Source organism: Marinimicrobium koreense, from assembly GCF_003762925.1.
Lineage (GTDB): Bacteria > Pseudomonadota > Gammaproteobacteria > Pseudomonadales > Cellvibrionaceae > Marinimicrobium > Marinimicrobium koreense.
Genome location: NZ_RJUK01000004.1, coordinates 105,670 through 131,831 on the forward strand (window position 1 = coordinate 105,670; position 26,162 = coordinate 131,831).

A 26,162-nucleotide genomic window follows, 5' to 3' on the forward strand; every position below is an offset into this window, starting at 1 on the left:
CAAATCAGAAATTAATCGTCTTTAGCCACTTTGCTCTTGGCAATCACTTCATCGGCTACGTTACGCGGAGCCTCCGCATAGCCTTTGAACTCCATCGCGTAGGTTGCGCGACCCTGAGTGGCCGAGCGCAGATCCGTCGCATAACCAAACATCTCCGCAAGAGGTACCTCAGCGTTAACAATCTTGCCGGAAACACCTTCTTCCATGCCCTGAATCATGCCGCGACGACGGTTGAGGTCACCCACCACGTCACCCATGTTCTCCTCAGGCGTCACAACTTCCACCTTCATGACTGGCTCAAGCAGTACCGCACCGCCCTGCTGCGCCAACTTCTTGGTGGCCATCGAGGCGGCAATTTTAAAGGCCATCTCGTTGGAGTCAACATCGTGGAACGAACCATCGTACAGAGTGGCCTTCAGGCCCAGCAGCGGATAGCCGGCCAGAACACCGTTCTGCATCTGCTCAGAAATACCTTTCTGTACCGCCGGGATGTATTCCTTCGGAACGGCACCACCCACGATTTCGTTGACAAATTCCAGACCTTCGGCGTCCTCGTCCTGGCCTGGCTCGAACCGGATCCAGACGTGACCGTACTGACCGCGACCACCGGACTGACGAACAAACTTGCCTTCAATTTCGCACTTATTGCGGATCGCCTCACGATAGGCCACCTGCGGCTTACCGATGTTCGCCTCAACCTTGAACTCGCGACGCATACGGTCAACGATGATGTCCAGGTGAAGCTCACCCATACCACCGATGATGGTCTGCCCACTCTCTTCGTCTGTTCTTACGCTGAAGGAAGGGTCTTCCTGAGCCAGTTTGCCCAGAGCCACACCCATCTTCTCTTGGTCGGCCTTGGTTTTCGGCTCAACCGCAACGTGAATTACCGGATCCGGGAATTCCATACGTTCCAGGGTAATCACATGGTTCGGATCGCACAGGGTGTCACCGGTAGTTACGTCCTTGAGACCGACGGCTGCGGCGATATCACCGGACAGCACTTCCTTGATCTCTTCGCGGTTGTTGGAGTGCATCTGCACCATACGGCCGACACGCTCTTTCTTGCTTTTCACCGGATTGAACACCGAATCACCGGAGTTCAACTTACCGGAGTAAACCCGGAAGAACGTCAGCGTGCCCACGAAGGGGTCGGTAGCAATCTTGAACGCCAGAGCGGCAAACGGCGCATCATCGTCGGCTTCGCGGCTCTCAACGGTATCTTTACCGTCATCCAGAACACCTTCGATGGCACGAACTTGGTTCGGAGCCGGCAGGTATTCAATCACGGCGTCAAGCACCGCCTGAACACCCTTGTTTTTGAAGGCTGAACCGCCCAGAACCGGGACAATTTCATTGGCCAGGGTACGAGCGCGGATGCCCGCCTTGATTTCTTCGTTGGTCAAAGAACCTTCTTCCAGGTACTTCTCCATCAACTCTTCATTGGCTTCGGCGGCCGCCTCCATCATGAACTCGCGCATTTCTTCGCACGTTTCTTTCAGGTCGTCCGGAATTTCGGCGTAGTCGAAGCTCATGCCCAGATCGGCTTCATTCCACAGAATGGCCTTCATCTCGATCAGGTCAACAACACCCTTAAACTCTTCTTCGGTGCCGATGGTCATCTGCAGCGGCACGGCATTGGCACCAAGACGGGTCTTGAGCTGGTCAATTACGCGAGTGAAGTTGGCGCCAGTACGGTCCATTTTGTTAACGAATACCATGCGAGGCACTTCGTACTTGTTGGCCTGACGCCATACAGTCTCGGTCTGCGGCTGAACACCGGAGGAGCCACACAGCACCACAACCGCACCATCCAGAACCCGCAGGGAACGCTCTACTTCAATGGTGAAGTCGACGTGCCCGGGGGTGTCGATGATGTTGATCCGGTGCTGATCAAACTGCTGACTCATACCCTGCCAAAAGCAGGTCGTCGCAGCAGAGGTAATAGTGATACCGCGCTCTTGTTCCTGCTCCATCCAGTCCATGGTGGCCGCACCATCATGAACCTCACCCACCTTGTGAGACAGACCGGTGTAGAACAGAACGCGTTCAGTAGTGGTTGTCTTACCCGCGTCTACGTGGGCGACGATACCAATGTTGCGGTAGCGTGCGATAGGAGTTTTACGTGCCACGACTGTATCTCCAATTGCAAATTCATTAAAACGGGAAAAGGCAGCCGCTTGGCTGCCCTCACCCTCTCTATCTATCGGCCCTTTTCAGGCGACGGCCTTAGAAGCGATAGTGTGAGAAGGCTTTGTTGGCCTCGGCCATACGGTGAACATCTTCACGCTTACGGACCGCTGCACCTTTGCCTTGGGAGGCATCGATCAACTCACCGGCCAGACGCTGTGGCATGGATTTCTCGCTACGACCGCGAGAGAAATCCACCAACCAACGCATTGCCAGGGCAATACGACGGCTCGGGCGTACTTCAACCGGCACCTGATAGGTGGCACCACCCACGCGGCGGGACTTAACTTCCACCAGCGGTGCAATGTTTTCCAGCGCCTCATCGAACACTTCGATGGGGTCACGATTCAGCTTGGACTCAACCGACTCCAGAGCACCGTACACAATACGCTCGGCCACGGACTTCTTCCCGCTGACCATCACGTGGTTCATAAATTTCGCCAGCGTCACATTGCCGTACTTAGGATCCGGCAGAACTTCGCGCTTGGCGACAACTCTTCTTCTTGGCATCTTAAATAGCCTCTCTTCAGGATTTGTCTAAGACTCCGGTCACTATCCCATCAGGTCAGCGCCGCGCTTAGCCTTACTCGGTTCGCGCCCATGGGGGCGCCGCCGAAAACGCATAACAACCCGGGGAGCCAGATGGCCCGCTCAGGGTTACTTGGGTCGCTTGGTACCGTACTTGGAACGACCCTGCTTACGGTTGTTGACCCCGGAGGTGTCCAGAGAACCGCGCACAGTGTGATAACGCACACCCGGCAAGTCCTTCACTCGGCCACCACGGATCAGAACAACGCTGTGCTCCTGCAAGTTGTGCCCTTCACCACCGATGTAAGAAGACACTTCGAAACCATTGGTCAGGCGCACACGGCAAACCTTACGCAAGGCCGAGTTAGGCTTCTTCGGCGTGGTGGTGTAAACGCGGGTGCAAACGCCGCGCTTCTGAGGGTTGGCTTGCAGAGCGGGAACGTCGCTCTTTTGAACCCTGCGTTTTCTCGGCTTACGAACCAACTGGTTGATCGTTGCCATGAAAATAAACTCCACAAGTATAAAAACGCCTTCCCCTGGAAGGCTTGATTAAAGAGAGCGGTCAAGTCCGCTCCCCACTTTGGAAAAAGTGGGTGGCGCATTGTAATGAGGTCAACCTCCAGCGTCAAGCCAAAGTGTCCCTCACCGCCTGGCGGGCCCGGCGAAAGCCGACCCGCCACCACTTTCTGTTAGCTGCTGGACTTCAATGCCTCAGTCAGCGCCGCTTCGACATCCTCAGCACTCACGCCCGAATCCGGGGCATTGAGAGCTGTGTCGCGACGGCGCTTACGCTCGGCATGGTAGGCCAGACCGGTACCGGCCGGGATCAGACGACCCACGACCACGTTCTCTTTCAGACCTGCCAGCACGTCTTTCTTGCCAGTGACAGCCGCTTCGGTAAGCACCCGCGTGGTCTCCTGGAACGATGCCGCCGAGATGAACGACTCGGTCGCCAGAGACGCCTTGGTAATACCCAACAACAGACGCTCAAACTGGGCCGGCTGACGATCCTCTGCACGCAGACGCTCGTTTTCTTCCAGAACGGCGCTCAATTCAACCTGCTCACCCTTCACAAAGCTGGAATCGCCCATTTCGGTGATCTCAACCTTGCGCAGCATCTGACGAACGATGGTCTCAACGTGCTTGTCGTTGATTTTCACGCCCTGCAGACGGTAAACATCCTGAATTTCGTTGGTGATGTAGTGAGCCAGAGCCTCAATACCCTGCAGCCGCAGAATATCGTGCGGATTGCTCGGGCCGTCCGAGATCATTTCGCCTTTCTCGACTTTCTCACCTTCAAACACGTTCAACTGGCGATGCTTCGGAATCAGCACCTCGTAATGCGTGGAACCATCCGGCAACGGCTGGCCGTCCGTCGGGGTAATCACCAGACGACGCTTACCTTTGGTTTCCTTGCCGAAGCTGACGGTACCGGAGATTTCCGCCAGAATGGACGGCTCTTTCGGCTTACGCGCTTCGAACAGGTCAGCCACGCGCGGCAGACCACCGGTAATATCCCGGGTCTTGGAGCCTTCCTGCGGGATACGGGCAATAACGTCACCCACCTGGATGTCATCGTTATCCGCAATACTCAGGATCGACTTGGCCGGTAACAGGTAGTGGGCTGGCGCATTGGAGTTGGCTTGAATAAGCTCATTCCCCGCCTCATCCACCAAAGTCACTGCCGGGCGCAGATCTTTACCGGCCGATGGACGCTCCGCTGGATCCAGAACCTCAATGGAACTCAAGCCGGTCAGCTCATCGGTCTGACGACGAACCGACAGACCATCCTCCATTCCGGAGAAGCGCACCTTACCGGCCACTTCGCTCACGATCGGGTGAGTGTGCGGATCCCACTTGGCGATGATCTGTCCACCGTCAACCTGGTCTCCATCCTTGACGGTAATCAGGGCGCCGTAAGGAATCTTGTAACGCTCACGCTCACTGCCGGCAGCATCGGCCACAGCCAGCTCACCGGAACGGGAGACCGCCACCAGGTGACCATCTTTGTTGGTCACGACCTTGACGTTGATCAGACGAACCTTACCTTCCTGCTTCACCTGCACATTGTCGGCGGCGGAAGCCCGGGAGGCCGCGCCACCGATGTGGAAGGTCCGCATGGTCAGCTGGGTACCCGGCTCACCAATGGACTGGGCGGCGATAACCCCCACCGCTTCACCCTGGTTGACACGATGCCCGCGGGCAAGGTCACGGCCGTAGCACATGGAGCAGACGCCGTTGCGCGAGGCACAGGTCACCGGAGAGCGGACAATCACTTCGTCGATACCCATGGCTTCGACGCGCTCAACCCAGGCCTCGTCAATCATGGTACCCGCAGGCACCAGGATTTCGTCGCTTTCGGGACGAATCACGTCGCGAGCCACAATACGACCCAGGATACGGTCGCCGAGTGACTCGATGACGTCACCGCCTTCAATCACCGGCGACATCTTCAGACCTTCATCGGTGCCACAGTCCACGGAGGTGACCACCAGATCCTGGGACACATCCACCAGACGGCGGGTCAGGTAACCGGAGTTGGCGGTTTTCAGAGCCGTATCCGCCAGACCTTTACGAGCACCGTGAGTGGAGATGAAGTACTGCAGTACGTTCAGACCTTCACGGAAGTTGGCGACAATCGGCGTCTCAATAATGGAGCCGTCTGGACGGGCCATCAGGCCACGCATACCGGCCAACTGACGAATCTGCGCCGGGGAACCACGAGCGCCCGAGTCAGCGTACATAAAGACCGAGTTGAAAGAATCCTGTTCCTCTTCCTCGCCTTCTTTATTGGTCACAAACTCTTTACTGATACCTTCCATCATCGACTTGGCTACCAGGTCGTTCGCCCGGGACCAGATATCGATGACTTTGTTGTATTTCTCGCCCGCAGTCACCAGACCGGAGGCAAACTGGGTTTCAATCTCCTTAACTTCTTTTTCCGCACGGCCGATGATGCCGGCCTTCTCTTCCGGAATGGTGAAGTCATTCACACCAATGGAGGCACCGGATTTGGTGGAGAAGTCATAACCCATGTACATCAGGCGGTCAGCGAAGATAACGGTCGCTTTCAGGCCCACCACGCGGTAGCAATAGTTGATCACCGCAGAGATGGCCTTTTTCACCATCGGACGGTTGATCTGCTCGAGCGGAATGCCCTCGGGAGCAATCTCCCACAGCAGCATACGGCCCACCGTGGTATCGACGATGTGGGTTTTCTCTTCGCGCTCACCTTCGGCACCCACCAGGGTTTCCTTCAGCCGCACTTTGATGCGTGCCTGCAGGTCCACCTGTTTGGCATAGTAAGCACGGGACACTTCCGCCACATCAGAGAACACCATACCTTCGCCCTGAGCGTTAATGCGCTCGCGCGTCATCCAGTACAGGCCCAGAACCACGTCCTGAGACGGTACGATGATCGGGTCACCGGAAGCCGGTGACAGGATGTTGTTGGTGGACATCATCAGGGCGCGGGATTCGAGCTGCGCCTCCAGAGTCAACGGTACGTGTACCGCCATCTGGTCACCGTCGAAGTCGGCGTTGTAGGCCGCACAGACCAGCGGGTGCAGCTGAATCGCCTTACCTTCAATCAGAACCGGTTCGAACGCCTGAATACCCAGACGGTGCAGAGTCGGTGCGCGGTTCAGCAGAACCGGGTGCTCGCGAATCACTTCGTCCAGAATGTCCCACACCACGGCCTCTTCACGCTCTACCATTTTCTTGGCGGCTTTGATGGTCGTGGCCAGGCCGCGCAGCTCCAGCTTGCTGAAGATGAACGGCTTGAACAGCTCCAAGGCCATCTTCTTGGGAAGACCACACTGGTGCAGTTTCAGGGTCGGGCCCACAACGATCACCGAACGACCGGAGTAGTCCACACGCTTACCGAGCAGGTTCTGACGGAACCGGCCCTGCTTACCCTTGATCATGTCGGCCAGGGATTTCAGCGGGCGCTTGTTGGAGCCGGTGATGGCGCGGCCGCGACGACCGTTATCCAACAGGGCATCCACGGATTCCTGGAGCATGCGCTTTTCGTTGCGCACGATGATGTCCGGCGCGTTGAGATCCAACAGCCGCTTGAGGCGATTGTTGCGATTGATCACGCGACGATACAGATCGTTCAGATCCGAGGTGGCAAACCGGCCGCCATCCAGCGGAACCAGAGGACGAAGATCCGGCGGCAATACCGGCAGCACTTCCATCACCATCCACTCCGGTTTGTTACCGGAATGAACGAAAGCTTCCAGCAGCTTCAGACGCTTGGAGAACTTCTTGATCTTGGTTTCGCTGTTGGTGTTCGGAATCTCCTCACGCAGACGATTAACTTCCGCTTCCAGATCGATGTCTTTCATCAGGATCTGGATGGCTTCCGCCCCCATCTTCGCTTCGAACTCGTCACCAAACTCTTCCATCGACTCGAAGTACTGCTCATCGGTGAGCAGCTGGCCACGCTCGAGCGTGGTCATACCTGGGTCGGTGACCACGTAGGATTCAAAGTACAGCACCCGCTCGATATCGCGCAGGGTCATGTCCAGCAGCAAGCCGATGCGGCTGGGCAGAGACTTCAGGAACCAGATGTGAGCAACCGGGCTCGCCAGCTCAATGTGGCCCATACGCTCGCGACGCACCTTGGCCAGCGTGACTTCAACGCCACACTTTTCACAGATGATGCCGCGGTGCTTCATGCGCTTGTACTTGCCGCACAGACACTCGTAGTCTTTCACCGGGCCAAAGATCTTGGCACAGAACAGACCTTCACGCTCAGGCTTGAAGGTACGGTAGTTGATGGTTTCGGGCTTTTTAACTTCCCCGAACGACCAGGATCGAATCATTTCCGGCGAAGCCAGGCTGATCCGAATGGAGTCAAATTCTTCGACTTGTCCCTGGGACTTGAGCAAATTCAGTAAGTCTTTCAAGGCGTTTTCTCCAGTAAGCTCTAGTGGGCATCAGTGCGCGGGTTCCGCACAGCGAGGCCGGCAAATCCGGCCCCGCACCTTAAGTGGGTCCAGCGGGCTAGTCGTCTTGCTCCAGCTCCATACTGATCCCGAGCGAGCGAATCTCTTTCACCAACACGTTGAAGGATTCGGGCATACCGGGCTCCATCCGGTGGTCGCCATCCACGATGTTCTTGTACATCTTGGTCCGACCGGCCACATCGTCCGACTTGACGGTCAGCATTTCCTGCAGGGTGTAGGCGGCGCCATAGGCTTCCAGCGCCCAGACCTCCATTTCCCCGAAACGCTGGCCACCGAACTGGGCTTTACCACCCAGCGGCTGCTGAGTGACCAAGCTGTAAGAACCGGTAGAACGCGCGTGCATCTTGTCGTCCACCAGGTGGTTCAGCTTGAGCATGTACATATAGCCCACGGTCACCGGCCGGGTAAACTTGTCGCCGGTACGACCGTCGTACAAGGTGAACTGCCCAGAGTCCGGATAATCCGCCAACTTCAACAGCGCCTTGATTTCATGCTCCTGGGCACCATCGAATACCGGTGTTGCCATCGGCACGCCGCCGGTCAGGTTACGCGCCAGCTCCAGAATTTCTTCATCGCTGAACGATGCCAGATCTTCTTTGGTGAGCGAATCACCGGTTTTGTTGTAGATCTCTTCCAGGAAACCGCGAATATCCTTGACGGCTTTCTGTTGCTTGAGCATCTCGTTGATTTTCACACCGAGGCCCTTGGCCGCCATACCCAGGTGAGTCTCAAGAATCTGACCCACGTTCATACGCGAGGGTACACCCAGCGGGTTGAGCACCACATCCACCGGCTCGCCCTTGTCATCGTAGGGCATATCTTCAACCGGCATGATCACCGAGATAACCCCTTTGTTACCGTGACGACCGGCCATCTTGTCACCCGGCTGGATGCGGCGCTTGATCGCCAGGTACACCTTGACGATTTTCAGTACGCCCGGCGCCAGATCGTCGCCCGTAGACAGCTTGCGCTTCTTGTCTTCAAAGCGATCGTCCAGGATTTTGCGACGCTCGATCAGCTGAGCTTCGGCCGAGTCCAACTGCTCGTTCAGGGCATCTTCCGCCATGCGGATCTTGAACCACTGGTCCTTTTCGAGCTCGTCCAGTTTCTCGTCGGTCAGCACTTCGCCCTTCTTGACGCCTTTACCGGAGGACACTTTCTGTCCCACCAGCGCGGAGCGCAGACGACCGAAGATGGCGCGCTCAACGATGCGGTATTCTTCGTTCAGATCCTTACGAACTTCGTCCAGCTGGTCGCGTTCGATTTCCAGACTGCGCTGGTCTTTTTCCAGACCATCGCGGGTGAATACCTGAACATCAATCACGGTACCCTTGGTACTGGCCGGCACACGCAGGGAGGTATCCTTGACGTCGGACGCTTTCTCGCCAAAAATGGCACGCAGCAGCTTTTCTTCCGGTGTCAGCTGGGTTTCACCTTTCGGGGTTACCTTACCGACCAGAATGTCACCGCCGCCCACTTCGGCGCCGATGTAAACAATACCGGAGTCATCCAGTTTGCTCAGAGCACTCTCGCCCACATTGGGAATATCCGAGGTGATTTCCTCGCTACCCAGCTTGGTATCCCGGGCGATACAGGTCAGCTCCTGGATGTGGATACTGGTAAAGCGATCTTCCTGTACAACACGCTCAGAAACCAGAATGGAGTCTTCGAAGTTGTAGCCGTTCCAGGGCATGAAGGCGATACGCATGTTCTGACCCAGGGCCAGCTCACCCATATCCACCGACGGACCGTCAGCGAGAATGTCGCCACGGGCCACCACATCACCCACGTTCACGATGGAGCGCTGATTGATGCAGGTGTTCTGGTTGGAACGGGTGTATTTGATCAGGTTGTAAATATCGACACCGGCGTCGCCTTCTTCCACCTCGTTGTCGTTGACCTTGATCACGATCTTGCCCGCATCCACACTGTCGACCACACCACCGTGACGGGCGACCACACAGACACCGGAGTCGGAAGCAACGTTGCGCTCCATACCGGTACCCACCAGCGGCTTTTCGGCGCGTAGTGTCGGCACCGCCTGACGCTGCATGTTCGAACCCATCAGGGCGCGGTTGGCGTCATCGTGCTCCAGGAACGGAATCAGCGCGGCGGCCACGGATACCACCTGACGCGGAGACACGTCCATCAACTGGACTTCTTCCGGGCTCTTCAGGTTGAATTCGTTCTGGTGACGGACTGAAACCAGTTCCTCACACAGCTTGCCGTTCTTGTCGAGCTTGGCCGAGGCCTGGGCAATGACAAATTCTGACTCATTGATCGCTGACAGGAACTCAATGTCATCGGTCACCTTGCCGTCCACCACCTTGCGGTAGGGGGTCTCAAGGAAACCGTAGCTGTTGGTGCGCGAGTAGGTCGCCAGAGAGTTGATCAGACCAATGTTCGGACCTTCCGGCGTCTCAATCGGGCATACCCGGCCGTAGTGAGTCGGGTGTACGTCGCGCACCTCAAAGCCGGCGCGCTCCCGGGTCAGACCACCGGGGCCCAAGGCCGAGACGCGACGTTTGTGAGTCACTTCCGACAACGGGTTGTTCTGGTCCATAAACTGGGACAGCTGAGAGGAGCCGAAGAACTCCTTCACCGCCGCTGCCACCGGCTTGGCGTTGATCAGGTCCTGAGGCATCAGGCCTTCGCTCTCGGCCATGGACAGACGTTCCTTAACGGCTCGCTCTACCCGCACCAGACCGACGCGGAACTGGTTTTCGGCCATCTCACCCACGGACCGCACACGACGGTTCCCCAGATGATCGATGTCGTCCACGGTGCCCTGACCGTTACGGATCGAAATCAGCGTCTTCAGAACGTCCACGATGTCATCGTTGGACAGAGTGCCTTCGCCGGTTTCGTCTTCGCGACCCAGGCGACGGTTGAACTTCATACGACCGACGTAGGAAAGGTCGTAGCGTTCTTGGGTGAAGAACAGGTTCTGGAACAGCGCTTCGGCCGACTCTTTGGTCGGCGGCTCACCGGGGCGCATCATCCGGTAGATTTCCACCAGCGCTTCCAGCTCAGTGCGGGTCGGGTCAAGACGCAGGGTATCGGAGATGAACGGACCGCAGTCCAGTTCGTTGGTGTACAGAGTTTCAATGGTCTCTGCACCCTGCTTTTCCAGAATCGCCAGTACTTCTTCAGTGATCTCGGTATTACACTCGACCAGCAGCTCGCCGGTCTCGTTGTCGATCACATCCCGAGCCAGGGCGCGTCCCAGCAGGTACTCGGGCGGCACGATCATCTCATCAACGCCGGCCTTTTCCAGCTGGCGGATGTGACGGGCGGTAATCCGGCGGCCTTCCTCAACCAGAACCTTGCCCTTCTTGTCCTTGATGTCGAAAGTGGCCACGTCACCACGCAGGCGTGACGGCACCACTTTGAACAGGAACTGACCGTCCTTACCCACCTGGAAGGTACTGGTGTCGTAAAACATGTCCAGCATTTCCTGGGAGCTGAAGCCCAGTGCGCGCAGCAGAATGGTGGCCGGCAGCTTACGACGGCGGTCAATACGCACATAAACCAGGTCTTTGGGATCAAACTCGAAATCCAACCAGGAGCCACGGTAGGGGATTACGCGAGCGGAATACAGCAGCTTACCGGAGGAGTGGGTCTTGCCCTTGTCGTGATCGAAGAAGACACCGGGCGAACGGTGCAGCTGGGATACGATCACGCGCTCAGTACCATTGATGACAAAGGTACCGTTTTCAGTCATCACGGGAATCTCGCCCATGTAGACTTCTTGTTCTTTAATATCCTTGATCGCTTTGTTGGACGAATCGCGATCATAGATCATCAGCCGCACTTTCACGCGCAGCGGCACGGCGTAGGTCACCCCGCGCAGAATACATTCATTAACGTCAAACGCCGCCTTGCCGAGGCTATAGCTCACATACTCAAGCGCCGCGTTGCCGGAATAGCTGACAATGGGGAAAACCGAGCGAAATGCAGCATGCAGACCCATATCGGCCCGCTCTTCGGGGGGGACATCTGCCTGGGCAAATCGTCTGTACGAATCCAGCTGAATTGCCAAAAGGTAAGGAACATCCATAACATGCGGCAATTTGCCGAAGTCCTTACGGATACGTTTTTTCTCAGTGTATGAGTAAGCCATCTGTAATCCCCAGCTTGTTCACGGATCGGGCTGACACCGGGAGAAAATCTCCTCAGGCATCGTTGCTCTACCCTGCACTACCCGGCAAAAACCGTGGTAGGCTAACCATGACGAGGCGCTAAATCAGTGCCTGGTCACTACTTCGGCCGTTACCGACGACCGGAAACGGAAAAAGGCTGGCGGGCAAAAGCCCACCAGCCTCGGTCCAAAAACGCGTTTGGACAGACGAAGCACGAACCCAATTACTTGAGTTCGGCAGAAGCGCCGGCGTCTTCCAGCTTCTTCTTGGCTTCTTCGGCCTCTTCCTTGGAAGCGCCTTCTTTAACCGCCTTCGGTGCGTTCTCAACCATGTCTTTGGCTTCTTTCAGGCCCAGACCGGTGATTTCACGAACCGCTTTAATGACGTTAACTTTCTTCTCGCCAATGCCGGTCAGAACGACGTCGAATTCGGTCTGCTCTTCAGCGGCACCGCCAGCGTCGCCAGACGGGCCAGCAACAACGGCAGCAGCAGCGCTAACGCCGAACTTCTCTTCCATTGCCTCAACCAGCTCGACTACGTCTCGTACGGACATTTCCGCAATCGCTTCGATAATATCTTCTTTAGTTACAGCCATGATGCTATTCCTACAAAATTGAGCAAGGTGCTCGTGGGTTCAGTTGAAGCGCCGAGTATCTCAGGCCGCTTCCTGTTCTTTCGCGTCGCGAACGGCCGCAATAGTGCGGACCAGTTTGCCAGCAGAAGCTTCTTTCATCACGCTCAGCAGTTTCGCCAGGGCTTCTTCGTAAGTCGGCAGAGTAGCCAACATAGAGAAGTCCACTTGCTCGCCTTCAAAGGCGGCCAGCTTGATCTGCAGCTGATCGTTACTCTTGGCGAACTCCTTGAGGATGCGGGCGCCCGCACCGGGGTGTTCGTTAGAGAAAGCGATCAGGGTAGGACCAACGAAGCTCTCTGTGAGACATTCGTAGTCACTACCGGCGAGCGCGCGACGGGCCAACGTATTGCGAACGACTTTGATCCAAACGCCGTTCTCGCGGGCCTCTTTGCGCAGAGCAGTCATGTCGCTTACGGTAACGCCGCGGGAATCCGCAACTACCGCTGACAGAGCGCTCTTCGCAGCTTCCTGGACTTCTGCGACAATCGCTTTTTTGCCTTCAAGTCCTAATGCCACGGGATTTCTCCTGGGTTTGACAGAGCGGGCCGAGGCCTTCTGTCGTTAACATCCAGTATCAGACCGATAAAGCCTGACACCCTAACTCGGTGATATTCTGTCCTCCGGCAAGCCGGAGCGGGTCCCACCGTCTGCGTAGGCTGCGAGCTGTATTGCTACAGTCTCTATTATTAAGAACCGACTTAAAAACAGGCGGCTCACCTACGGTCTTTGACAGCCTGCGCCGAGGCGCAGACCCCAAAGCTCGTTGACCTCAAGGGCGCTTTAGATCGCCAGAGAGGATTGATCAATAACCAGGCCCGGACCCATGGTGGTGCTCAAGGCAATCTTCTTGAGGTACACACCTTTGGCGGTAGAGGGCTTGGATTTCTTCAGGTCATTTACCAGGGCTTCCAGGTTTTCTTTCACGGCCTGAGCGTCGAAAGAAATCTTGCCGATGCCGCCGTGAACGATACCGCCCTTCTCAGCGCGGTAGCGAACCTGACCGGCCTTGGCATTCTTGACCGCAGTCGCCACGTCCGGGGTTACCGTACCGGTTTTCGGGTTCGGCATCAGGCCACGGGGGCCAAGGATCTGACCCAGCTGACCCACTACGCGCATGGCGTCGGGGCTGGCAACGACCACGTCGAAATCCATCTGACCAGCTTTGACCTGCTCTGCCAGATCTTCCATACCCACGATGTCAGCACCGGCAGCGGTAGCCGCTTCGGCGTTGGCACCCTGGGCGAACACGGCGACGCGTACGTCTTTGCCGGTGCCGTGGGGCAGAGTGGTGGCACCGCGAACGACCTGGTCGGATTTACGCGGATCAACACCCAGATTGATGGAAACGTCAAAGGTTTCCGGGAATTTCACACTGGACAGCTCTTTCAACAGCGCAACAGCTTCTTCAATGCCGTACTGCTTGCTAGCGTCCACTTTCTCGTTGATGGCGCGCTGACGCTTACTCAATTTAGCCATGTTACACGCCCTCCACTTCAAGACCCATGGCACGGGCAGAGCCCGCGATCGTACGCACGGCGGCGTCCATATCGGCAGCGGTCAAATCCGGCTGCTTGGTGGTCGCGATCTCTTCCAGCTGCGCACGAGTGACCTTACCGACTTTATCGGTATTGGGCTTGCCGCTGCCGGATTTGATACCTGCCGCCTTCTTCAGCAGGAATGACGCCGGCGGAGTCTTCATGGTGAAGGTGAAGCTGCGGTCGCTGTAAACGCTGATCACAACCGGGACCGGAGCGCCCGGTTCGACGCCCTGGGTCTGAGCGTTAAACGCCTTACAGAACTCCATGATGTTGACACCGTGCTGACCCAATGCTGGACCAACCGGCGGACTCGGATTTGCCTTACCCGCTGCAACCTGCAGCTTGATATAGGCCGTTACTTTCTTAGCCATAGTATTTACTCCCCAATTTGGGTGTTAGCGCCTCGAGAATGCCTTGGCAGGGTATTCCGTCTTCGGCTCCCCTCTCCGGATAATTTTTTATCCGGAGACACGAAAACCTCCCTTCACTCTTGAGCGAAGAAAGGTAAAAAAATACGGGCCTTCCTGGCTGACGTCTCCGTCAAAGGTCAGGTTTTTTCAACCTGACCGAACTCCAACTCAACCGGCGTAGAGCGACCAAAGATCAGTACCGCAACACGCAGCCGGCTCTTTTCATAGTTGACTTCTTCAACCACTCCGTTGAAGTCATTAAATGGCCCATCAATGACGCGAACCATTTCACCCGGCTCAAAAATCGTTTTCGGCTTGGGCTTTTCAATCGAGTCATCGACTCGCTGAAGAATGGCCTGGGCTTCTTTCTCGGTAATTGGCGCTGGCTGATCAGCCTTACCGCCAATGAACCCCATGACGCGGGGGGTATCTTTCACCAAGTGCCAGGTATCGTCATTCAGTTCCATTTGAACCAGGACGTAACCCGGGAAAAACTTGCGCTCACTTTTGCGCTTTTGGCCGCCACGCATTTCAACAACTTCTTCGGTGGGAACCAGAATCTCACCGAAATAGTCATGCATGTTGTTGAGATCGACACGCTCCTTCAAAGACGCAGCGACTTTTTTCTCGAAACCGGAATAGGCGTGTACTACATACCAACGTTTAGCCATTTATCACCTACCCAATAATCAGGGATGCAATCCAGCCGAAGAACGTATCCAGCAGCCAGAGAATGATCGACATGACAATCACCACCGCGATCACGATCAGCGTGGTCTGATTGGTTTCCTGTCGGCTCGGCCAAACAACCTTGCGTACTTCGACCATGGATTCACGCAGAAGGCGCCACAAGCCAGCACCTTTCTCCGTCTGCAGAGCAATCAAAATGGCTACCGCAGCAACAACCAGCAAACCCAGCACACGGTACAACAGTGGCTCGGCGGAGAAGTGCGAGTTTCCAACAACCCCAACCGCAATAAGACCAAGCACCAGCAGCCACTTCAGTGGATCCATACGGTACTCTTTCGCTTCGGTTTTTGTATTCATAGGCTTGCAGAAACCTTAATGCACTCTCGAAAGATGGCAGGCCAGGAGGGACTCGAACCCCCAACAGCCGGTTTTGGAGACCGGTGCTCTACCAATTGAACTACTGGCCTGTAACTTTTGAAGGGAACAGGGGCCAAACAGCCCCTGCCACAACGTCTTTTAACGCTTACTCGATGATCTTAGCGACCACGCCAGCGCCTACAGTACGGCCGCCTTCACGAACCGCAAAGCGCAGACCTTCTTCCATCGCTACCGGGTGAATCAGAGTCACGCTCATCTTCACGTTGTCGCCCGGCATAACCATCTCAACGCCTTCCGGCAGCTCACAAGCGCCAGTCACGTCAGTGGTACGGAAGTAGAACTGCGGACGATAGCCCTTGAAGAACGGAGTGTGACGGCCGCCTTCGTCTTTGGACAGCACGTACACTTCGCCTTCGAACTTGGCGTGCGGGGTCACTGAACCCGGCTTGGCCAGTACCTGACCACGCTCAACTTCGTCACGCTTGGTACCGCGCAGCAGAACACCAACGTTCTCACCGGCACGACCCTCGTCCAGCATCTTGCGGAACATCTCAACACCGGTACATACGGTCTTGGTGGTGTCCTTCAGGCCGACGATTTCCAGTTCCTCGCCCACCTTCACGATGCCGCGCTCTACACGACCGGTTACTACGGTACCGCGACCAGAGATAGAGAAAACGTCTTCTACCGGCATCAGGAACGGCTGATCGATGGCACGCTCGGGCTCCGGAATGTACTCATCCAGAGTCTCCACCAGCTTCTTGACGGCGGTAGTGCCCAGCTCGTGCTCGTCTTCACCGTTCAGAGCCATCAGGGCGGAACCGGCGATGATCGGCGTGTCGTCACCCGGGAAATCATAGTCGGACAGCAGCTCACGCAGCTCCATCTCGACCAGTTCCAGCATTTCATTGTATTCCTCAGTACCTACGCCGCCGCAATCTTCAGCCAGCAGGTCCGCCTTGTTCAGGAATACCACGATAAAGGGTACACCTACCTGACGAGACAGCAGGATGTGCTCGCGAGTCTGGGGCATCGGGCCGTCAGTGGCACCACACACCAGGATCGCACCGTCCATCTGAGCCGCACCGGTGATCATGTTCTTCACATAGTCGGCGTGGCCCGGGCAGTCTACGTGCGCGTAGTGACGGGTCGGTGAATCGTACTCTACGTGAGAGGTCGCAATGGTGATACCACGCTCACGCTCCTCCGGCGCATTGTCGATGCCGTCAAAGGCCATGGCAGAACCGCTGCCCCAGACTTCGTAGCACACGCGGGTCAGAGCCGCGGTCAGCGTGGTTTTACCGTGGTCAACGTGACCGATGGTGCCCACATTGACGTGGGGCTTACTGCGTTCAAATTTTTCCTTCGCCATTGCGAGCGCCTCCTCACATTCAAGCTTTACAGATGGGTTAACCATTCCGCGCACTTCGGGCTCTGCCAACGCGACAAAGCGCCACAAGGACAACGGATACTCAGACAAAAAACCGCTGCGGAGGCACACCTCCGCAGCTGACAAAATGGAGCTGATGAGCAGATTTGAACTGCCGACCTCACCCTTACCAAGGGTGTGCTCTACCAACTGAGCTACATCAGCTTTGAAAACGTTTCAGGCCTTACTTGGCTCCACCGCAAAGTGGAGCGGGCAGCGGGAATCGAACCCGCATCATCAGCTTGGAAGGCTGAGGTTCTACCATTGAACTATGCCCGCAAACTCGGGCCTGCTTCCTGCCAGGCCTTGCAGGACTCTCTCGCAGAGCGCCCTTCTAATATGGTGCAGGGGGGAGGATTCGAACCTCCGAAGCTTGCGCGTCAGATTTACAGTCTGATCCCTTTGGCCACTCGGGAACCCCTGCCAAAAAGTAGCCGGCATTGTCCGGCTCGCAACCCCGCCTGTCAACCGAAAATTCAATCTTTTCACACAGTTACATGCAGGGTTTCAGGTTGAATGGAGCTGGCGAGAGGAGTCGAACCCCCGACCGGCTGATTACAAGTCAGCTGCTCTACCAACTGAGCTACGCCAGCACTCGAACCTGACCACGTCTCAACGTGGAGGCGGGATTCTAGAGAAACTTTTACTCAGAAGCAACACCTGGGCACAAATTTTGTCTTCGCTCCAGCGTGGGATACTCCGCCAGCAACTCCTCCCACAGCCGATCCGACAGCGCCCGAGCCTGCAAAGCCGGCATTACAAGCCAGATTTCCCTGTGCGTTCGCTCCACTTCGCGGATCTTGGCGTCATAACCGAGCGCCTGGAGCTCATCCCGGCGCGCTTCCGCGAGAGCCCGGCGACTGAACATGCCGAACGAGATGCCGTTGGCGAGCTCTCCCCGGGGAATCACGTAGCTGTCGATCTGCTTGGCCTGGAGCTCATGGAGGCGCCGTAACGCCTCCCTCTGGGACAATTCCGGCGCCAGATGCACCCAGTACCCACGCCCGTCAGACACCTCGATATTCTGCGACTCGGCCGTCACATCCAGCGCCCTCAGACGCTGACCAATGGAGTCAGCATCGCCATGCTCAGTAAAGGGGCCCACCAGGACACACAGGGGCAAGGCGTCCGACACGGAGCCCTGATCCTGATCACTCTGCGAATGCCCGGCAAGCGGCAACTCGCCAGACGCCTCGGACAGAAGCTGGAGAGACGGGGCAGAAGGGGGAACCACAGGCGCCTCTCCGCTGCCCGAGGGCCCAGAGGTCGGTATTACCCCAAACTGATGAAGTGCCAGCAATAACACATTGACCAGCACCAAGACCGCGAGTATTGCCCGCATATAACTGCTCTACCCTGAAATGAACCAATCCGGATTGCTTAGGCGCCGGTCTCAGCGCGGTACGCCACCGCCAGACCGTCCAGTACAATCTCCTGCCACAAGCGTGCCTGCGAAAAGTGGGTACCGATAAGCCCGGCGTCACCGCCGGCCACAATCAACCGGGAGGATCTCTCAAGCTGCTGACAGGCATTCTGGACAAACCCGACCACCATCGCAGACAGTGCGGCCTCGACGGCTCCTTCGGTATTGTTCGCCGGCGCAAGCTGGAGCCTCTCCGGCGGCCCCTGCAGACTTCGAACCCGGGCCGTTCCCACATCCAGAGCCCGGCGCATCGTCTGCCACCCGGGCGCAATATAGCCTCCCCGGTGAACACCCCGCTCATCCAGCAGATCCGCGGTAAGCGCGGTGCCGGCCTGAACAATCACGGCCGCCTCCCGGGACACCTGGCGCGCCGCCAAAAGAGCGAGCCAACGATCGACCCCCAGGCGCCCGGGCCGCGAGTAAGCGCTCACTACGCCCGCACACTCAGCCAGCGAACGCGCAAACCAGGGGGTAAGCCGCCACTGGGACTGCGCCCACTGCACCAGCCGGGCTTCATCCGCCGCCGGACGCACCGATGCCACTCTCACCGTGTCCGGCACGACACCGGCAGGCAAGGCATCTTGCACCGAGCTGCTCACAGTCTCGAGATCCTTACCCGCGTCGGCGCCGGCGGCCAGCGTACCGGATTCGCCCTGCAGGCGCCATTTAATCCGGCTGTTTCCCCAATCAATTTCCAGAATCATGACGCAGCTCTCATCGACAACTCGCCCCCGTGGCACAGAACGCGCTCGCCGTCCTGCTCGAGCAGCAATGCACCACTGACATCCACCCCTCGGGCAATCCCTTCCTGCGCTCGAGCGCCGGAGCTGACCACAACTCGGCGCCCCGCAAACGCATCGCGAGCGAGCCACGCCTCGCGCCAGGCGGCAAAGCCTTCGCGGTGGTAACCGGACAGCAGTGCCACCAGGGCATCAATCAGCCGGGCCGCCAGCACGTTGCGCCCAGGAACCGGACAGCGCTCAGACGCGCACACGGTTTCCAGGTCGGCCCAGGGCTGCTCGATGTCGCGGGCGGGCTGGTCGGGCATCGCCAGGTTCAGACCGACTCCGACCACCACCTGGCAGGCGCCGGCCGGATCCCCCGTCATTTCCAGCAGCACACCCGCGAGCTTGCGTTGCTTCCACAGCAGGTCATTGGGCCACTTCAAGCCGACCGCCCCAACCCCTTCTGACTCGAGTACCTGGCACATTGCCACACCAACCGCGAGGCTGAGCCCCTCCAACTGAGCCGCACCGCCCTCAAACCCCCAACTGAGCGACAGATAGAGGTTGCGCGCGAACGGGCTGACCCAGGTACGCCCTCTACGCCCGCGGCCGGCCGTCTGTTGTTCCGCCAAGCAGACATAGCCGCCCTGACCAAGGGCGGCTCGCTGCATGGCTTGCGAGTTGGTGGAGTCGGTGACCGACAGAACCTCCAGTTCGGTGAGTTGAGCGCGAGTCTGATCACCCAGCTGTTCCCAGAGACGATCCGGCTCCAGCAGCTCCAGACCTCCCAAGAGCCGGTAACCCCGGCCCCGCACCGATTCCAGTTCGATCCCCAACTCGCTCAGCTTCTGCAGCTGCTTCCACACCGCCGCGCGGCTGATACCGAGCCGTTGTCCCAACTCATCCCCGGAGTGGTAATGGCCACTGGAAAGCGTGTGCAGCAGTCGGGACAGGGTCGCTTCATCACGACTCATTGCGCCACCTCTCGATAAACGCGACGGTAGCGCCCGGCCAGGCTGGTAAGCACTTCGTAACCCAGCGCACCAATGCGGCGGGATACATCGGCCACCCGCAACCGATGGTCAAGGACGGTGATCCAGGTGTTTTCGGGCGATTCGGGGGGCGCCGCTTCCGTAATGTCGAAAATGGTCGTGTCCATGGAGATTCGTCCGACCACCGGAACGCGCGTATTCCCCAGATAACCTACCCCGCCCTCTCGACCGATGGTGCGATTGAGTCCATCGGCATAGCCCCCGGCCACCACCGCCAGGCGCCGCCCGGCGGGCAGGCGGGTCTCGCCTCCATAGCCAATACTCGCCGGGTGGCTCAGTTCTCGCACCTGAAGGACCGGCAGATCCAACTTCACCACCGCTTCCATGGCAGGCTCACCATCGGCCACGGGGTCAAAGCCATACAGAGACGCCCCCGGACGCGCGAGATCAAAGTGCCAGTCGGCTCCCAGGAAAATACCCGATGAGTTGGCCAGACTGCAGCGGATACCCGGCAACAAGCGTCGAGCACTTTGCGCCACAGTCACAAACCGTTGTTGCTGCTCTCTGTTCATGGGGTGATCGGGCTCGTCGGCACAGGCGAGGTGACTCATGACCAGGACCGGATGACAGCCGGCAAGCAATTCGGGCTTCGCCACACAGTCACGCCAGTCTTCCTGACTGAGCCCCATCCGCGTCATACCGGTGTCCACTTTGATCACCGAGGGAGAGGCAACATCCAGCGCCCGACAGACTGATGCCCAACGGTCCATGGCCGCCCGGCTGTACAGCACCGGTATCAGCCCCGCGTTTATGCACTCCTCTTCCTCGCCGGGGCGGACGCCGCCGAGAATATAGATAACGGCATCGTCCGGAAGAAAGCTTCGGGCAGTCAACGCTTCCTCCAGGGTGGCCAAGAAGAATTCCTGGCAGCCCGCCCGATAAAGCGTCTGGCCCACCGGTTCCGCGCCAAGCCCGTAGGCATCGGCCTTTATCACCGCGGCCGGCCTTTGCTCAAGGACGGAACACAGTGTGTCCCAGTTGGCCCGCAGGGCCGAGAGGTCAATCGTGAGGGTGCCGGTCGCGGTACTCATAGAACAGGTGTCCATCAGGCTGGTCGATGGGGGCATCTAAGCAAACCTGACGGGGAAAATCCAGATGAAGACGATAATTACATCCATCCCTGGATGCTCAATCATTTTCAGGGAGCAAAGCGGTGCAGTGTGTAAAACGCACTCATCGGCACACCGCCATGATCGCGCGTCAACACGTCGGACTCGAGCGTGAAGTGGTACACCCGAGCCGTTTGTTGTGGATGCACATCCGGCACTTTTGTCGACTCCAACTCCAACGTCACCGCAGTGCGGTCGTCACTGAGTGTAAGACCGGCGATCGCTTCGTCACGCTGGCCCAATTGCTCTGAACCGTAATCCGGTGCATCCCGATAGGTCCAGGAACTCAGCGCGAGCGCATTTGCCAGCGCCTGGCGGGTGAGGGTTTCCGGCAGTGCCCGGGTGAATTGCAGAGTAAAACCATCTTCAGTGACTGTAATCCGCTTCAACGCCAGAGGAGGCTGCTCACCCTGCCAGCTCACACGCTGCAAGGCAGCCACGTGACCACCTTTCGCCTGCCAGCCGCGCCCGGTTTGCCCCAGTAACAGACTGCCATCGGGCAGAAAAACCGGACGCATTGCCCCCGACGCCAGATTCCGGGCAAACGGCATTGCCGCTCCCTGCACGGTTCCATCCGGCAAGGTTTCCAGCGCGACCCGGAACAAATTGGATTGTGTCTGATCACCGATCAGCATCTGTTCAGAGAAGGGGCCAAAGCGTCCCTGGGTGGTATCCCAGACCGGGTGCCCCGGAGAGTTCGCCAGCAGGTTCTGGGGCATCAAGAGCCGTTCCGGTTCGCGATGGTCCCGCACTCGCGCCCAGGCTATGCCCGGCGATTCCGGCGTCATCCCCGGCAGATCAACCAGCCCGGACGGATGCCCATAGAACGCATTTTTCTTCAGCACGAAAAGCTTCGAGGTGCCCACAAACTCTCCCTGGTTCTCGGTAAACCAGACCTGATCATCCGGCCCCAAAGCCCAGCCGGCCGCACTTCGCAGGCCACTGGCCCAGGGCGTGGCCTCACCATCGGGGGTCACTCTGAACGCCCAGCCACTGAAGCCTCCCTGAGAGCCCATATAGAGGCCATCGGCTTTGTAGACCGCCTCGTCGGTATGAGCCAGATTCAGCCCCAGATAATAAGCACCATCGGCACCCTTCACAGGCCCGTGCAGATAGGTGTGGTAGTTACTGTGATAACCGAACCCATCGAACAGCGTTTCGTAGTAATCTGCGCGCCCGTCACCGTTGGTGTCCCGAATCCTCGTCAACTCGGCTTTCTGGCCAACCACCAGATCCAGACCCGCCTTGTCTTCAATCACGACACCCAGGCTATCGAAAAGACCTTCGGCAAACAGGTGCCACTCACCATCGATCAATCGCCAGATCCCCGCGTTGCGGGTCGACACCACAACCGTCCCATTGTCAGCCACGGCGATCCCCAAGGGCTCAAAGAGGAGATCTCGACCGTAGTTGTCTTTGGGGGGCAGATAGTCTTCGATGGCGTAGCCGTCCAGAAGGTCCGCCTGCGAGGGCACCACTTTCAGCGGCTGACGTACATGGTCAAACGACTTGGCCGTCGGTCGCCAGGGGTTGTCAGACAGTGCCAGTTGTCCTTCCAGACGCACCGGTAAGGAGACTCCTTCGGGGATAACCCACTGCCCCTCGGCCACTAAGCCTTCAGATACCGAGATGTCGCTAATGAGCTCGGTGGCCAGTTCGAAACTCTGCTCGGAGTTCAATTCTCCATCGATCACCAGTGTCAAAGCACCTTTGGCATTGATATCCATGGTCATCCCAAAGCGATTGTCACCGACAGATACTTCAAACGTAGGAGCCGCTTCCGCTTGCCGGGAGTCTCGCCGGTAACCGTGAAAACGGGCCTCGACCTCCGCGAGTAGATCAAAGTGGTCCTTCTCGCTGTACAGTGCGGCCCGCACCCGCTCGTGGTCCTGAAAGACCGACTCCTTGAATGAAAAGTCGACCGGCGTTCCGTCCGGCTGAAGGGGTGCGAACAACGTATTGGTCGCTCCCAGACCAATCTCCCGGCTGTCATACCCCATACCCAAACCGCCTCCGCCGCGATTGCGCAGTTCGCCTCCCATATCCAGGAAGCCACCCTGCCAGAGTTTGACCACACCCAGAACTCTTGGATCAAAGCTGTAGTTCACACCATTGGGTAGCCCCACATGTATGGCTCGTCCGGACGTGCCTGGCATGGGGCCCCGCTGGATCTGGACTTCATCCAGAACCAGACGCTGTAATCCATCAGTGAGTGGATCATAGACCTCCGGCCCACCCTCTTCGACCAGTTGAACGACCGGCCCCTGGGTTGCCAGCGGATTGAGTGTTTTGAGATAGGCCCCGATCGCATCCAGATCGCCGTCGCTCAAGGTATCGGTCGAGTAAGCCGGCATGATCGGCTGATAGACTTGCCCCTGATTTGAACCTGTTTCGGCGATCGCCAACTCGGCATCCGGTTGACGGATACTGCGGTGCAGGTAACTCCGATCCGCTTTCAGAGTAAACCGGGTGTCTCCCTCCCCCTGCTTGACCTCGCGATCACGAGGGGTCCGCTGGAACAATCCATACAGGTTGGGGCCGGCACGTACCGATTTTTCCCCGTCGGTGACGGCATGACATGAGGTGCAGCCCAGCGCTTTGAATGCCTTCTCGCCCTTGGCCACAAAATCTTCCAGCTGCCCCAGGTTGGACTCGCCCCCCGTTTCAGAGGGCAGCTCGACCGCACTGAAATCGGCATGCGCCAAGGATACCTGGCGCAGCGCCACCGGTCCCTGATGAACGTGCACCATCAAAGGCCCCGATGTTGTCTCCCAGGGGTTGATCGAACCTCGGGTAAACCCGGTAAGCAGCGTACGTTTCTGAACGATCTGGTTATTGATGCGAACCTCAAGCAACATGGCGGGCTCTACTTTCTGACCCGCCTCATTGTAGCGAGGGGCGCGAAACTGTATTTCCACGGGAAGCCAATGACCAACAGTGTCGCCTACCGAGCGCAAGGGCGGCACACTATCAAACTCCGGGGGAGTCCGATTTTCATCCCATCGCGGCGCAAGGGCACCCATGCTGTGTGTCGTCAACACCTCCGCCTGATCGGATCCGGCCAGCACCAGCTCATAGCGCCCCTGCAGATAAACACCCGCACGGCTTTGCTCGGCCAGTAGCATTTCGAACGTCAGAACGGAGTCTCCCAGAGACTCTTCCGACAGAAGTTTTATGTCCTCCGCGCCATTGTCGAGAAAGAGCGTCTCAGGCTTGCCCTCTCCAACCACAGGCTCTAACCGCCCGTCCTGATACAGAACATCATGAACCTGCTCCCAGGGTGACTCGGGCGTCAGCACTGACGCCTGTACTCCAATGGCGAACAGGGAGAGCACGCCTGCCGACACCACCCGAAAGGATTGACCGAACCTCTTTATTATTTTCAGCATAGTTTTACCTCTGAACAGAATGGCGCTGTGCCGGGCCTAACGTTATCGTTTTGTGTTGAGTTGACTAAAAAAAACCCGGCTGTCGCGTTCAGCCGGGTCTTGCGTCGCGGTCCCTCGCCAATGAAAAAAGGCAGGCAGTCCTGCCTACTGGGAGTATTACAGTTCGCGAACCCAGATATTCCGGAAACTGACCGCCGCGTCGTGGTCTTGCAGGAAAATGGGAGCACAACCGTGCGCTTCATCGTAGCTCGGATCGCCAATCCACTCCGTCGTGCCCTGAATCTCGAAGTGGTTCTGTACCACGACACCATTGTGCAGCACGGTCACGTAGGCAGGCTCTTCCAGCGCGCCACTGTCATCAAAGCGCGGGGCCTGATAAATAATATCGTACTCCTGCCACTGGCCACGCGGACGGGTCGCGTTCACCAAGGGAATGGATTGCTTGTAAACCGATGCAGCCTGGCCGTTGGGATAGGTTTCATTGCCATGGGAGTCGAGCACCTGGATCTCATAACGCTCCTGCAGGAACACACCGCTGTTGCCTCGATCCTGACCATCCATCCCTTCAATATCGGTTGGAGAACGCCATTCGATATGAAGCTGCACGTCACAGAATTCCCGCTTGGTCCGGATACCACCCTGACGACGGGCCACGGTCATCGCATCACCGTCCAGATTCCAGGTCGGCTCTCCACCGTTCTCCCCGACCCACGCGTCCAGGTCGCTACCATCAAACAGAACAATTGCATCGGACGGGACACCGTCCTGGGGCACTTCCACCATCGGAGGAACCGGCTCCCAGACTTCCGTCTTCTGGGCCTGCTGCCAGGGTTCAAGTTCTTCCTCTGCCGCGGTTTCATTGGTCTCGGCGCTGCAAGACAGCGTCACAATACTGCCAAATACCACTGCGCTCAGGGTTTTCAAAGAATGGGGTAATTGCTGCATCTTTATGACTCTCTTTTATTGAGCTCCGGGCCTGCCATTCAGCACGGCACCAACGTGACCGAATACCTCACATTGGAGCGAACAGCCGATCAGACCGGAGGTTGGTTTTATAGCATATAAAAATCGTTTTATCTAGTAAAACTACCCACAGGTTCGGGCCACGGTAGTGTACCAACTCTGCGAAAAGTAACCAGTGTTAGGAAAGCGAAACGGGTGGGTTTGTCGGTTGGGGAGAGTGTGGGAGAGTTTGTCGGTTTACGGCCTGAGGCCTAAACCGACCTACGGGAAGGCAAAGACGATGAGTTAGAACAAGGCGCACCCGCAATGGCCGCAGGCCGAGCGAATCGGCGAGGTCCGAAGGACGAGCCGAGGCACAGCCCCACCCGCTGGAGGGGAGCTTGAGTCGGAGGCAGGATGCCGAAGACGACGCCCGAACGGGCGCCCGAAGGGCGGCGGGCAGGACGCCCGCCGTCACCATGACCGTTAGGGCATCGGCAAGCCCCACCGGGAGATTTTCTGGCACACAAGAAAAACGCCCTGCCGGGTTACCGACAGGGCGTTTTAATTTAAGAGCTTGACCCGTTCGCCCGGAGCGAACGGGCACAGC

The 26,162-nt window shown here is 57.8% G+C and carries 18 protein-coding genes and 5 tRNA genes; all 23 read right to left on the bottom strand.

What is annotated here, in order from left to right:
- Nucleotides 1-11: 11 nt before the first annotated feature.
- Nucleotides 12-2,132 (bottom strand): elongation factor G, encoded by a 2,121-nt coding sequence (gene fusA / locus EDC38_RS16185; protein ID WP_123639565.1) that lies wholly within the window; start codon nucleotides 2,130-2,132, stop codon nucleotides 12-14.
- A gap of 97 nt (nucleotides 2,133-2,229) precedes the next feature.
- Nucleotides 2,230-2,700, bottom strand: a complete 471-nt coding sequence (rpsG, locus tag EDC38_RS16190) for a 30S ribosomal protein S7 (RefSeq protein ID WP_024462567.1) — start codon at nucleotides 2,698-2,700, stop codon at nucleotides 2,230-2,232.
- Between the two features lie 147 nt (nucleotides 2,701-2,847).
- A complete protein-coding gene (gene rpsL, locus EDC38_RS16195) occupies nucleotides 2,848-3,219 on the bottom strand; it encodes a 30S ribosomal protein S12 (protein WP_024462568.1) in 372 nt (123 codons plus the stop codon).
- Nucleotides 3,220-3,407: 188 nt separating this feature from the next.
- Nucleotides 3,408-7,631 carry a DNA-directed RNA polymerase subunit beta' gene (rpoC, locus tag EDC38_RS16200; RefSeq protein ID WP_123639566.1) on the bottom strand — a complete coding sequence of 1,408 codons (4,224 nt, stop codon included), beginning with the start codon at nucleotides 7,629-7,631 and terminating at the stop codon, nucleotides 3,408-3,410.
- A 97-nt stretch (nucleotides 7,632-7,728) separates the two neighbouring features.
- Nucleotides 7,729-11,814 (bottom strand): DNA-directed RNA polymerase subunit beta, encoded by a 4,086-nt coding sequence (gene rpoB / locus EDC38_RS16205; RefSeq protein WP_123639567.1) that lies wholly within the window; start codon nucleotides 11,812-11,814, stop codon nucleotides 7,729-7,731.
- 242 nt (nucleotides 11,815-12,056) lie between these two features.
- Nucleotides 12,057-12,428: a 50S ribosomal protein L7/L12 gene (rplL, locus tag EDC38_RS16210; RefSeq protein ID WP_123639568.1), complete on the bottom strand. Its 372-nt coding sequence runs from the start codon at nucleotides 12,426-12,428 to the stop codon at nucleotides 12,057-12,059.
- Nucleotides 12,429-12,488: 60 nt separating this feature from the next.
- Nucleotides 12,489-12,983, bottom strand: a complete 495-nt coding sequence (rplJ, locus tag EDC38_RS16215; protein WP_024462572.1) for a 50S ribosomal protein L10 — start codon at nucleotides 12,981-12,983, stop codon at nucleotides 12,489-12,491.
- A 264-nt stretch (nucleotides 12,984-13,247) separates the two neighbouring features.
- Nucleotides 13,248-13,943, bottom strand: coding sequence for a 50S ribosomal protein L1 (rplA, locus tag EDC38_RS16220; RefSeq protein WP_123639569.1), 696 nt, complete (start codon nucleotides 13,941-13,943; stop codon nucleotides 13,248-13,250).
- A 1-nt stretch (nucleotide 13,944) separates the two neighbouring features.
- Nucleotides 13,945-14,376 (bottom strand): 50S ribosomal protein L11, encoded by a 432-nt coding sequence (rplK, locus tag EDC38_RS16225; protein WP_123639570.1) that lies wholly within the window; start codon nucleotides 14,374-14,376, stop codon nucleotides 13,945-13,947.
- Nucleotides 14,377-14,552: 176 nt separating this feature from the next.
- Nucleotides 14,553-15,086, bottom strand: coding sequence for a transcription termination/antitermination protein NusG (gene nusG / locus EDC38_RS16230; protein ID WP_123639571.1), 534 nt, complete (start codon nucleotides 15,084-15,086; stop codon nucleotides 14,553-14,555).
- A gap of 7 nt (nucleotides 15,087-15,093) precedes the next feature.
- The gene (gene secE, locus EDC38_RS16235) at nucleotides 15,094-15,462 is read right to left on the bottom strand and encodes a preprotein translocase subunit SecE (RefSeq protein WP_024462576.1); all 369 of its coding nucleotides are present in this window, start codon (nucleotides 15,460-15,462) and stop codon (nucleotides 15,094-15,096) included.
- Nucleotides 15,463-15,496: 34 nt separating this feature from the next.
- Nucleotides 15,497-15,572 (bottom strand) — tRNA-Trp (locus tag EDC38_RS16240).
- A 56-nt stretch (nucleotides 15,573-15,628) separates the two neighbouring features.
- A complete protein-coding gene (gene tuf / locus EDC38_RS16245; RefSeq protein ID WP_123639564.1) occupies nucleotides 15,629-16,855 on the bottom strand; it encodes an elongation factor Tu in 1,227 nt (408 codons plus the stop codon).
- Nucleotides 16,856-17,001: 146 nt separating this feature from the next.
- Nucleotides 17,002-17,077, bottom strand: a tRNA-Thr gene (locus EDC38_RS16250).
- A 40-nt stretch (nucleotides 17,078-17,117) separates the two neighbouring features.
- Nucleotides 17,118-17,191, bottom strand: a tRNA-Gly gene (locus tag EDC38_RS16255).
- A gap of 61 nt (nucleotides 17,192-17,252) precedes the next feature.
- A tRNA-Tyr gene (locus EDC38_RS16260) sits at nucleotides 17,253-17,336 on the bottom strand.
- 93 nt (nucleotides 17,337-17,429) lie between these two features.
- A tRNA-Thr gene (locus EDC38_RS16265) sits at nucleotides 17,430-17,505 on the bottom strand.
- A 50-nt stretch (nucleotides 17,506-17,555) separates the two neighbouring features.
- Entirely contained in the window at nucleotides 17,556-18,254 is a 699-nt protein-coding gene (locus tag EDC38_RS16270) for an SPOR domain-containing protein (protein ID WP_123639573.1), read from the bottom strand.
- Nucleotides 18,255-18,292: 38 nt separating this feature from the next.
- Nucleotides 18,293-19,039, bottom strand: a complete 747-nt coding sequence (locus EDC38_RS16275) for a type III pantothenate kinase (protein ID WP_123639574.1) — start codon at nucleotides 19,037-19,039, stop codon at nucleotides 18,293-18,295.
- On the bottom strand, nucleotides 19,036-20,034 hold the full coding sequence (birA, locus tag EDC38_RS16280; protein WP_123639575.1) for a bifunctional biotin--[acetyl-CoA-carboxylase] ligase/biotin operon repressor BirA: 999 nt from the start codon (nucleotides 20,032-20,034) through the stop codon (nucleotides 19,036-19,038). Before birA ends, EDC38_RS16275 begins: the two co-directional genes overlap by 4 nt.
- Complete coding sequence (alr, locus tag EDC38_RS16285; RefSeq protein WP_170162977.1) at nucleotides 20,031-21,143, bottom strand: alanine racemase; 1,113 nt, start codon at nucleotides 21,141-21,143, stop codon at nucleotides 20,031-20,033. Before alr ends, birA begins: the two co-directional genes overlap by 4 nt.
- A gap of 107 nt (nucleotides 21,144-21,250) precedes the next feature.
- The gene (locus EDC38_RS16290; protein WP_123639577.1) at nucleotides 21,251-24,610 is read right to left on the bottom strand and encodes a DUF7133 domain-containing protein; all 3,360 of its coding nucleotides are present in this window, start codon (nucleotides 24,608-24,610) and stop codon (nucleotides 21,251-21,253) included.
- 156 nt (nucleotides 24,611-24,766) lie between these two features.
- Nucleotides 24,767-25,555 (bottom strand): 3-keto-disaccharide hydrolase, encoded by a 789-nt coding sequence (locus EDC38_RS16295; RefSeq protein WP_123639578.1) that lies wholly within the window; start codon nucleotides 25,553-25,555, stop codon nucleotides 24,767-24,769.
- Between the last annotated feature and the right edge of the window lie 607 nt (nucleotides 25,556-26,162).

What these genes read in the sequence shown, in the direction of transcription:
- alr (WP_170162977.1), bottom strand. Translation starts at nt 21,143, where the DNA reads ATGAGTACCGCGACCGGCACCCTCACGATTGACCTCTCGGCCCTGCGG.
- tuf (WP_123639564.1), bottom strand. Translation starts at nt 16,855, where the DNA reads ATGGCGAAGGAAAAATTTGAACGCAGTAAGCCCCACGTCAATGTGGGC.
- EDC38_RS16275 (WP_123639574.1), bottom strand. Translation starts at nt 19,039, where the DNA reads ATGATTCTGGAAATTGATTGGGGAAACAGCCGGATTAAATGGCGCCTG.
- birA (WP_123639575.1), bottom strand. Translation starts at nt 20,034, where the DNA reads ATGAGTCGTGATGAAGCGACCCTGTCCCGACTGCTGCACACGCTTTCC.
- rpoB (WP_123639567.1), bottom strand. Translation starts at nt 11,814, where the DNA reads ATGGCTTACTCATACACTGAGAAAAAACGTATCCGTAAGGACTTCGGC.
- secE (WP_024462576.1), bottom strand. Translation starts at nt 15,462, where the DNA reads ATGAATACAAAAACCGAAGCGAAAGAGTACCGTATGGATCCACTGAAG.
- EDC38_RS16270 (WP_123639573.1), bottom strand. Translation starts at nt 18,254, where the DNA reads ATGCGGGCAATACTCGCGGTCTTGGTGCTGGTCAATGTGTTATTGCTG.
- rpsL (WP_024462568.1), bottom strand. Translation starts at nt 3,219, where the DNA reads ATGGCAACGATCAACCAGTTGGTTCGTAAGCCGAGAAAACGCAGGGTT.
- EDC38_RS16295 (WP_123639578.1), bottom strand. Translation starts at nt 25,555, where the DNA reads ATGCAGCAATTACCCCATTCTTTGAAAACCCTGAGCGCAGTGGTATTT.
- rpsG (WP_024462567.1), bottom strand. Translation starts at nt 2,700, where the DNA reads ATGCCAAGAAGAAGAGTTGTCGCCAAGCGCGAAGTTCTGCCGGATCCT.
- rplK (WP_123639570.1), bottom strand. Translation starts at nt 14,376, where the DNA reads ATGGCTAAGAAAGTAACGGCCTATATCAAGCTGCAGGTTGCAGCGGGT.
- EDC38_RS16290 (WP_123639577.1), bottom strand. Translation starts at nt 24,610, where the DNA reads ATGCTGAAAATAATAAAGAGGTTCGGTCAATCCTTTCGGGTGGTGTCG.
- rplL (WP_123639568.1), bottom strand. Translation starts at nt 12,428, where the DNA reads ATGGCTGTAACTAAAGAAGATATTATCGAAGCGATTGCGGAAATGTCC.
- rplA (WP_123639569.1), bottom strand. Translation starts at nt 13,943, where the DNA reads ATGGCTAAATTGAGTAAGCGTCAGCGCGCCATCAACGAGAAAGTGGAC.
- nusG (WP_123639571.1), bottom strand. Translation starts at nt 15,086, where the DNA reads ATGGCTAAACGTTGGTATGTAGTACACGCCTATTCCGGTTTCGAGAAA.